4 protein-coding genes and 2 pseudogenes are annotated in these 4,516 nt (G+C 70.1%); 4 read left to right on the top strand and 2 right to left on the bottom strand.

Annotated elements, in window-relative coordinates; all coding sequences use genetic code 11:
- From aroE to AD428_RS23270, 4 genes and pseudogenes are all read left to right on the top strand, one after another.
- Positions 1 to 385, top strand: a pseudogene (aroE, locus tag AD428_RS23285) (shikimate dehydrogenase); the annotation flags it as partial.
- Between the two features lie 3 nt (positions 386 to 388).
- Entirely contained in the window at positions 389 to 1,132 is a 744-nt protein-coding gene (gene mtgA / locus AD428_RS23280; protein WP_053246730.1) for a monofunctional biosynthetic peptidoglycan transglycosylase, read from the top strand.
- A gap of 78 nt (positions 1,133 to 1,210) precedes the next feature.
- The gene (gene lptG / locus AD428_RS23275; RefSeq protein ID WP_053246729.1) at positions 1,211 to 2,389 is read left to right on the top strand and encodes an LPS export ABC transporter permease LptG; all 1,179 of its coding nucleotides are present in this window, start codon (positions 1,211 to 1,213) and stop codon (positions 2,387 to 2,389) included.
- Positions 2,386 to 3,222, top strand: coding sequence for a symmetrical bis(5'-nucleosyl)-tetraphosphatase (locus AD428_RS23270; protein ID WP_053246728.1), 837 nt, complete (start codon positions 2,386 to 2,388; stop codon positions 3,220 to 3,222). Before lptG ends, AD428_RS23270 begins: the two co-directional genes overlap by 4 nt.
- A 28-nt stretch (positions 3,223 to 3,250) precedes the next feature.
- On the opposite strand, the gene AD428_RS23265 is transcribed toward AD428_RS23270, so the two are convergent.
- Positions 3,251 to 3,991 carry a lysophospholipid acyltransferase family protein gene (locus tag AD428_RS23265; protein WP_053246727.1) on the bottom strand — a complete coding sequence of 247 codons (741 nt, stop codon included), beginning with the start codon at positions 3,989 to 3,991 and terminating at the stop codon, positions 3,251 to 3,253.
- Positions 3,988 to 4,516, bottom strand: a pseudogene (locus tag AD428_RS29975) (amidohydrolase family protein); the annotation flags it as partial. The gene AD428_RS23265 and the pseudogene AD428_RS29975, both read right to left, overlap by 4 nt.

The following is a 4,516-nucleotide window of genomic DNA, read 5'->3' as shown; positions in this document are numbered from 1 at the left end:
CGCGCGGCGGAGCTGGCGGCCGCCTGGGCGGCCGCGGATGCCGGACTTTTCACCGAAGTGAGCGCGGGCGGCCTGGACGACGCCGCCTGGCCCGGCGGCTGGAACCTGGTCATCAACGCCACGGCCAGCGGCCTGCAGGATGCGGCCCCCGGGCTGCCCGACGGGCTGTACGCGCCCCGGCGCGGCGGCCTACGACATGATGTACGGGGCCCGGCCCACCCCCTTCATGCGGCAGGCCGAGGCCGACGGCGCGGCGCTGGCCGCCGACGGCCTGGGCATGCTGGTGGGCCAGGCCGCCGAGAGCTTCCACATCTGGCACGGCGTGCGGCCCGACCCCGCGCCGGTCCTGGCGGCGCTGCGCGAGGCGCTGGCGTCGGGGCGCTGAGGCATGGCGCCGCGCGCCAGGGGGCGGTCCGCCAGGGGCGGGCGCTCGTGGTTCCGCATTGTCACCGGCCTGCTGATGGCGCTGGCCTGCGCCGTGCTGCTCTACCAGTTCTGGCTGTTCGCCCAGGTAGTCTGGTACCGCTACCAGGACCCGGGCAGCAGCGCCATCATGCGCGAGGAGCTGTCGCGCCTGCGCGAAACCAATCCCGCCATCCATCTGAAGTACCAGTGGGTGCCCTACGACCGGATCAGCGACAACCTCAAGCGCGCCGTGGTCGCCTCGGAAGACTCCAACTTCATCGAGCACGACGGCGTGGAATGGGACGCCATCCGCAAGGCCTGGGAGTACAACCAGCGCCAGGAGGCCAAGGGCAGCGGCAAGGTGCGCGGCGGCTCCACCATCACCCAGCAGCTCGCCAAGAACCTGTTCCTGTCCAGCTCCCGCAGCTACCTGCGCAAAGGACAGGAGCTGGTGCTGACCTACATGCTGGAACACGTCATGACCAAGGAGCGCATCCTGGAGCTGTACCTGAACGTGGCCGAATGGGGCGAAGGCGTCTTCGGCGCCGAGGCGGCGGCGCAGCATTATTACAAGATGCCCGCGTCCCGGCTGGGCGCCAGCCAGGCCGCCCGCCTGGCCGCCATGCTGCCCAACCCGCGCTTCTACGACAGCCACCGCAACACCCGCTACCTGAATTCCCGCGTCTCCACGCTCACCCGGCGCATGCGGCTGGTGGAGATTCCCTGAGCGGCGCCGGCCCGGCGGGCGGCGAATGTCCGCCCGGATTTGTTAAGCTTTCACGTTTAGGCGTTACCCCTCACTTTCATGCGCACCGCACGCCGCTACCTCGCCCGCGAGATCTATCGCTCCTGCGCAGTGGTCCTCACCGCCCTGCTGGGCCTTTTCACGTTCTTCGCGCTGGTGGACGACCTCGACAACGTGGGCGACAAGTTCACGATGACGGCGCTCTTCTACCTGCAGGCGCTGGCCGTGCCCACCCGGCTGTACGACCTGCTGCCCATCGGGCTGCTGATCGGCGCCATCCTGGCCCTGGCGGGCCTGGCGCAGCGCAACGAGCTGGTGATCCTGCGCGTGTCGGGCGTGAGCGGCATGAAGCTGCTGCGCATGCTGTGGATCATCACCATCCCCCTCATGATCGGGGCGGCGCTGCTGTCGGAATACGTCACGCCCTGGGCGGAAATGAAATCCGGCGAGGCCAACCTGCTGCTGCGGGGCAAGGCCGGCGGCGAACGCCTGGAAAGCGGCTACTGGTTCAAGGAACCCACGCCCAACGGCGGCACGCGCATCATCAACATCGCCGAGCTCAAGGGCGACGGCGAGGTGGGCGCCATCTCGCTGTACGAATTCAAGAAAGACCTGACCCTGAGCGCCATGTCCACCGCCCCCAGCGGCGTGTTCGCCCATGGCGACCTGGTGCTCAAGAACGTGGTCGAAACGCGGCTGGACGACCAGGCTGCCGACGCCCTGGCCAACGCGCGCCCGCCCAAGCATCCGCCGGCCAGCGTCGTGCGTCTGCCCGAACGCACCATCGACACCACCCTCAGCCCCGAGCGCCTCATCGCGCGGGTGCTCACGCCCGAGCGCATGTCGCTGGCCACGCTGCTCGACTATGTGGATTACCTGCGCAACAACCAGCTCCAGTACGGTCGACAGATCGTCGCCTTGTGGCGCAAACTGGCGTATCCGTTCACGCTGCTGGTCATGATCACCATCGCCGCGCCCATCGGCCTCATGCAGACCCGGCGCGGCGGCGTGGGCGCCAAGGTGTTCATGGGCATTCTGCTCGGGGTGGGCTTCTTCATGCTCAACCAGCTGGCCCTGAACGTGGGCATGCTGGGCAAGTGGCCGCCCTGGTTCACCGCGCTCGGCCCCAACATCGGCGCCATGATCGTCGCGCTGGGCGCCATGTCGTACATGGAGTACCGGCACACCATCAGCCGCTTCGTTCAACAACGCTGGCCCTGGAGCAAGAGTCCCGCATGAACGGCAGTATCTGGATGATCGGCGACGTGCAGGGCTGCTGCTCGCCGCTGGATCGCTTGCTGTCCCATCCCGACCTGGTCGGCGATCCCGACTCGCGCTTCTGGTTCGCGGGCGACCTGGTGAACCGGGGGCCGCAGTCCCTGGCCACCCTGCGCCGCATCATCGACCTGGGCGAGCGCGCCACGGCGGTGCTCGGCAATCACGACCTGCACCTGCTGGCCGCCGCGGCCGGCGTGCGCAAGCCGTCCAAGTCCGACACGCTGGACGAGATCCTGCGCGCGCCCGACGCCGCCGACCTGATCGACTGGCTGCGCTGGCGGCCGCTGGCCCATTTCGAGCAGAACCACCTGCTGGTGCATGCCGGCACGCTGGCCAAATGGGACGTGACCAAGACGCTGTCCCTGGCCGGCGAGGTGCAGGACGCCCTGCGCGGGCCGAACTGGCAGAAGGCGCTGCAGAAGATGTACGGCAACGAGCCCGCGTCCTGGAAAGAAGACCACAAGGGCGGCAAGCGCATGCGCGTCATCATCAACGCGCTCACCCGCATCCGCCTGTGCACGCCCAACGGCCACATGGAATTCGCCACCAAGGTCGCGCCCGGCGCCTGGCCGCCCAACCTCGTGCCCTGGTTCGACGTGCCCAACCGCGCCACGCGCGACATCACCACGGTGTTCGGGCACTGGTCCACGCTGGGCCTGCTCATCCGGCCCGACGTCATCTGCCTGGACACGGGCTGCGTCTGGGGCGGCTCGCTCACGGCGCTGCGGCTGCAGGACCGCAAGCTGGTGCAGGTGCGCTGCGCGCAGGAACAGGACCCGCTGGCGGATTCCTAGGGCCCGCGCACCCTGGGGCAGACTCCCCCTAAAGCGCCGACCGGATGGCGTCGCGCGCCTGGTGCGACAGCTCCAGGCGGGTGGGCAGGCTGCCGTCCGGATGGCGCGCGGGCAGCGGCGGCAGAAACACCGCCTCCACCGACAGGCCCGTGGCGCCGAGCACGCGCCAGAGGTTCATGACCAGCGTCTCCTCGCCCACGAACGCGGCAAAGCCGCTGCGCTTGCCGTGATGGAGGAACCGCAGCGCCACCGGCTGGATTTCCACGGCCGCGGCCCGGGCCGGCTCGAAAAGACTGGCATGGAAGGGACGCAGCTCCATCCCCTCGGTCGTGGTGCCCTCCGGAAACAGCCCCACCGCGTCGCCCTGCCGGAAGCGCGCCTGCATGGATTCGCCCATGGCGTGCACGGCATGGCGCTGGCCCCGCTCGATGAAGAGCGTGCCCGCGCCGGCCACGAGCCAGCCGATCACCGGCCAGCTGCGTATCTCGCTCTTGGCGACGAACGCGGTGGCGCGCGCCGAATTCAGCACGAAGATGTCGATCCAGGACACGTGGTTGGCCACCATCAGCACGGGGCCCCGCAGGCGCGGCGTGCCCTTCAGCACGACGCGCAGCCCGCAGAAGGCCATGAGGCAGCGCGACCAGTTGCGGTTCAGCCACGCCCGCGCACGCGGGCCGATCAGCGGATAGATCAGGCCCACGCACAGCAGGCCGAAGGCGATCCAGGGCAGGACGAGAACGAGCCGGAGAACGAAGCGCAGCAACTTCAAGCAGGAGTCTCCCAGGCCATGCGGCCACCGACCACGGTGCGCGTACGCGGCCGGGCAGCATCATACCCGCGAACGGGCCGGCTTCGCTGCCGGCCTGCGGCCCGCCCGGCGCCATCCACTCGGCGTCCAGATCGACCAGGCAGAGGTCCGCCGGATCGCCCTCGCCCAGGCTGCCGGCCGGCGCCTGCGCGGGCGCCGCGGCGCGCAGCACCGCCGCGGGGGCCGATGTCAGGCGCGCGAGCGCCTGGACCAGCGGCACCCCCGCATCGCGCGCCCACTTCAGCACGAACGACAGCAGCAGCTCCAGTCCGGGCGCGCCGGGCGCGGCGTCCGGAAACGGCGCATCCTTGCCGGTGCGCGGGAGCTGGGTATGGTCCGAGCAGGCGGCGTCGGCCACGCCCTCGGCCAGCGCGCGGCGGATGGCCTCGCGGTCGCGCTGGCCGCGCAGCGGCGGCTGGACGCGGAAACCCGTGTCGAAGAAGCCGACGTCCAGATCGGTGTAATGCAGGGCGCGGGCCGCGACGT

The organism is Achromobacter sp. DMS1 (assembly GCF_001270295.1).
The sequence above is the reverse complement of the archived record's forward strand: the minus strand, read 5'-3'. Positions and strand labels throughout refer to the sequence as shown.